Origin of the sequence: Hydrogenophaga electricum (assembly GCF_030160815.1) — a bacterium.
GTDB classification, from domain to species: domain Bacteria; phylum Pseudomonadota; class Gammaproteobacteria; order Burkholderiales; family Burkholderiaceae_C; genus Hydrogenophaga; species Hydrogenophaga electricum.
Window position 1 is genome coordinate 1 of sequence record NZ_BSPB01000108.1, and the last position, 3,783, is coordinate 3,783.

Annotated in this window: 5 protein-coding genes and 1 pseudogene; 5 read left to right on the forward strand and 1 reads right to left on the reverse strand. The window is 73.6% G+C overall.

Features of this window, described 5'->3' with window-relative positions:
* The 4 genes and pseudogenes from QQK43_RS22765 to cobJ form a co-directional block, all read left to right on the forward strand.
* A pseudogene (locus tag QQK43_RS22765) lies at positions 1-496 on the forward strand (hypothetical protein); the annotation flags it as partial.
* Entirely contained in the window at positions 480-1,112 is a 633-nt protein-coding gene (locus QQK43_RS22770; protein ID WP_370465342.1) for a precorrin-8X methylmutase, read from the forward strand. The pseudogene QQK43_RS22765 and the gene QQK43_RS22770, both read left to right, overlap by 17 nt.
* Complete coding sequence (gene cobI, locus QQK43_RS22775) at positions 1,112-1,843, forward strand: precorrin-2 C(20)-methyltransferase (RefSeq protein WP_284309573.1); 732 nt, start codon at positions 1,112-1,114, stop codon at positions 1,841-1,843. The genes QQK43_RS22770 and cobI overlap by 1 nt, the downstream gene beginning before the upstream one ends.
* Positions 1,844-1,926: 83 nt before the next feature.
* Positions 1,927-2,667 (forward strand): precorrin-3B C(17)-methyltransferase, encoded by a 741-nt coding sequence (gene cobJ, locus QQK43_RS22780; RefSeq protein WP_284309577.1) that lies wholly within the window; start codon positions 1,927-1,929, stop codon positions 2,665-2,667.
* Here the strand turns inward: cobJ and QQK43_RS22785 are convergent.
* The gene (locus QQK43_RS22785) at positions 2,637-3,413 is read right to left on the reverse strand and encodes a cobalt-precorrin-6A reductase (protein WP_284309574.1); all 777 of its coding nucleotides are present in this window, start codon (positions 3,411-3,413) and stop codon (positions 2,637-2,639) included. The genes cobJ and QQK43_RS22785 overlap by 31 nt on opposite strands.
* Between QQK43_RS22785 and QQK43_RS22790 the strand changes: the two genes are divergently transcribed.
* A partial coding sequence (locus QQK43_RS22790) for an SAM-dependent methyltransferase (RefSeq protein ID WP_284309575.1) occupies positions 3,412-3,783 on the forward strand: 372 nt, incomplete at its 3' end. The two genes, QQK43_RS22785 and QQK43_RS22790, sit on opposite strands and share 2 nt — an antisense overlap.

A 3,783-nucleotide genomic window follows, 5' to 3' on the forward strand; every position in this document is an offset into this window, starting at 1 on the left:
CCCGGCGGCGCCTCCGCATCCCGGGCCCCAGGCCGCCGGGTTCCTGGCCGGGCTGGCCTTCGGGCTCCTGCCCGCACACACCCTGGCGGTGCTGGCCGAACACGGTGCCCTGCGCCTGACGCCGTGGCGTGTGCTGCTGGTGGAGGGCGCCCGGCATCTGCCGGCCCTGCCCGAGCTGGTCTGCACGGCCGACGATGCCCGGCTGCGCGTGGCCGCCTGCACCGGCGCACCCGGTTGCGAACAGGCCGCCGGTCCCACCCGGAGCCTGGCGCGCGAACTGGCGGCGCTGGTGCCGCCCGGGCAACGGCTGCACGTGTCCGGCTGTCCCAAGGGCTGTGCCCACCCGCAACCGGCGGTCACTGTCGTCACCACCCCCGGGGGGCTGGACCTGGTCCGCTGGGGCACGGCCGCCAGCCGGCCTGCGTTCCAGGGGTTGGACCGGCCGACCCTGACCACCCATCTCCACGAATCGTTTGCGCATGCTGCACCGCTATGAACGCGATGGCGACGCCATCTACCGACAGTCCTTCGCCATCATCCGCTCGGAAGCGGATCTCGGCCGCTTTTCCCCGGTGGAGGAACTGGCCGTGGTGCGCATGATCCACGCCGCCGGGCTGGTCGGGCTGGAGCGCCATGTGGCCTTCACGCCGGGCATGGCGGACGCCACGCGTCAGGCCTTGCAGGCGGGCGCGCCGATCCTGTGCGACGCGCGCATGGTCAGCGAAGGCATCACGCGCAAGCGCCTGCCGGCCGGCAATGCGGTCATCTGCACCCTGCAGGACCCGCAGGTGCCCGCGCTGGCAGAGCAAGGACAGACCACCCGCAGCGCAGCGGCGCTGGAACTGTGGCGACCGCACTTGGCCGGGGCGGTGGTCGCGATCGGCAACGCCCCCACGGCGCTGTTCCACCTGCTCAATATGCTGCAGGACCCGGCCTGTCCGCGGCCGGCCGCGATCATCGGCTGCCCGGTGGGCTTTGTCGGCGCCGCCGAGTCCAAAGCCGCGCTGATGGCCTCGGGCGCCGCCCCCGCGCTGGTGGTGCACGGGCGTCTGGGCGGCTCGGCCATCACCGTGGCGGCGATCAACGCGCTGGCCAGCGAGCGGGAGATCTGATGGGCCGCATCGTCTGCACCGGCCTCGGGCCGGGCGATCCCGAACTGATGAGCGTGCGCGCCGACCGCCTGGTGCGCTCGGCCCGGCACGTGGCTTTTTTCCGCAAGAAGGGCCGTCCCGGGCAGGCCCGCAAGATGGTGGACGGGCTGCTCGCGCCCGGCGTCACCGAATACCCGATGGAATACCCGGTCACGACCGAACTGCCGTTCGACAGCCCGGCCTACATCGATTGCCTGGCCCGCTTCTACGACGACTGGGCCACGCGCCTGGCCACGCTGGCCCAGACGCAGGACATCGTCGTGCTGTGCGAGGGCGACCCGTTCTTCTACGGCTCGTTCATGCACCTCTACACCCGCCTGCAGGGTCGCGCGGTGGTGGACGTGGTGCCGGGCATTCCCGGCATGGTGGGTTGCTGGTCGGCCACCGGTCAGCCCATGACCTGGGGCGACGACGTGCTGACCGTGCTCATGGGCACCCTGTCCGAGGACACGCTGGTCGAGCGCATGCAGACGGCGGATGCCATCGCCGTCATGAAGACCGGCCGCAACCTGCCGCGCGTGCGGCGCGCGCTGGCGCGTGCGGGCCGGCTCGACCAGGCCTGGCTGGTGCAGCACGGCACCATGGCGCAGCAGCAGCTGGGGCGCCTGGCCGACACGCCCGACGAGGCTTGCCCGTATTTCGCCATCGTGCTGGTGCACGGCCAGGGGCGGCGCCCGGAGGTGGCCGAATGATGAGCACCCACGCTCCGCCGCTGCGCGGGTCGCTGCCCCCCGAGGGGGCTGATCCGGCTTGGGGCGGCCCGGCGCCGGATCGCATGAGCGGCTGGCTCTGCATCGCCGGCCTGGGGCCCGGCGCCGACGCCCAGATCACGCCGGAAGTGACCCAGGCCCTGGCCGAGGCCACCGACGTGCTGGGCTACATCCCCTACGTGGCGCGCGTGGCGCCCCGCAGCGGCCTGACCCTGCATCCTTCGGACAACCGCGAGGAACTCGAGCGCGCCCGCGCTGCGCTGGCCCTGGCGGCCGAAGGCGGCCGGGTGGTGCTGGTGTCGTCGGGCGACCCTGGCGTGTTCGCCATGGCCGCTGCCGTGTTCGAAGCCATGGAGGGCCGGCCCGACTGGCAGGCGCTGGACGTGCGCGTGCTGCCCGGCATCACCGCCATGCTCGCCGCCGCCGCGCGCGCCGGGGCGCCGCTGGGGCACGACTTCTGCGCCCTGAACCTGAGCGACAACCTCAAACCCTGGTCGCTGATCGAACAGCGCCTGCGCGCCGTGGTGGGGGCCGACATGGCCGTGGCGTTCTACAACCCGCGCTCGGCCAACCGGCCGCACACCTTCGAACAGGTGCTGCAGGTGCTGCGCGAGACCTGCGCGCCCGACCGCCTGCTGCTGTTCGCCCGCGCCGTCAGCACGCCGCAGGAGCGGCTGCTGTGGGTGCCGCTGGGCGCGGCGCAGGCCGACATGGCCGACATGCGCACCGTGGTCATCGTCGGCAGTTCGACCACGCGGCGCGTGGGCCGCTTCGTCTACACGCCGCGCTCGGCGCGGGCCGCATGAACGGGATCGTCACCATGCGTGCAGTCCAGCCACCGCAGCACCTCGGGCACCGAGCCCACCACGGGCCGCGCGGGGATGGGCGGCCGGTCGATCAGGATCACCGGGCAGCCGCGCTGCCGTGCCGCGTCCAGCTTGGCCTGCGCGCCCTGGCCGCCGGCGTTCTTGGCCACCACGTGGGTGATGCCATGCTGCGCCAGCAGCGCCAGGTCGTTGGCCAAAGTGAAGGGGCCCCGGTCGAGCACCACCGCGCCCCGCTCGGGCGGCAATGGCAGGCCCGGATCGACCAGCCGCAGCAGGTACCAGTGCCGGGTGTCGTCGAGAAACGCCTGCACGTGCTGGCGGCCAATGGCCAGGAACACCCGCGCCGGGGTCGCCGGCAGGGCCGCCACGGCGGCGGCCAGGTCGGGCACCTGCTGCCAGCGGTCGCCGGGGTGCGCCTGCCAGGCGGGGCGCTCCAGTGCCAGCAGCGGCAGGCCTTGTTCGGCGCACGCGGCGACCGCGTGCCGGCTCATCTGGGCGGCAAAGGGGTGGGTGGCGTCGACCACGTGGGTGATGGCCTCGCGCTGCAGGTAGTCGCGCAGGCCCGCCACACCGCCGAAGCCGCCCACGCGCGTGGGCAGCGGCTGCGTCAGGGGCGCGTCGGTGCGCCCGGCGTAGGAGAACACGGCATCCACCCCCACGGCGGCCAGTGCCTGGGCCAGCCGGCTGGCCTCGGTGGTGCCGCCCAGCAAGAGGACACGCGGCATGGCTGAAGCTTGGCTGTCGATCATCGGTATCGGGGAAGACGGGCTGGCGGGACTCGGCGATGGTAGCCGCGCCGCGCTGGAGCGCGCCGCGCACGTGTTCGGCGGACCGCGCCACCTTGCCCTGGCCGGGGTGGGCGCGCGGGGCGTTGCCTGGGGCGTGCCTTTTGACATCGCGCCGGTGCTGGCCCTGCGCGGCCAGACGGTGGCGGTGCTGGCCTCGGGCGACCCGTTCTGGTTCGGTGCGGGCGGCAGCCTGTGCCAGCACCTGCAGCCGGGCGAATGGATCGCGTTCGCCCAGCCGTCCACGTTCTCGCGGGCGGCGGCCAGGCTGGGCTGGCGGCTGGAGCACGTGGCCTGCCTGGGGCTGCAT

Excerpts from the sequence above, each read along its gene's own strand:
- QQK43_RS22770 (WP_370465342.1), top strand. The coding sequence starts at position 480 with ATGCTGCACCGCTATGAACGCGATGGCGACGCCATCTACCGACAGTCC.
- cobI (WP_284309573.1), top strand. The coding sequence starts at position 1,112 with ATGGGCCGCATCGTCTGCACCGGCCTCGGGCCGGGCGATCCCGAACTG.
- cobJ (WP_284309577.1), top strand. The coding sequence starts at position 1,927 with ATGAGCGGCTGGCTCTGCATCGCCGGCCTGGGGCCCGGCGCCGACGCC.
- QQK43_RS22785 (WP_284309574.1), bottom strand. The coding sequence starts at position 3,413 with ATGCCGCGTGTCCTCTTGCTGGGCGGCACCACCGAGGCCAGCCGGCTG.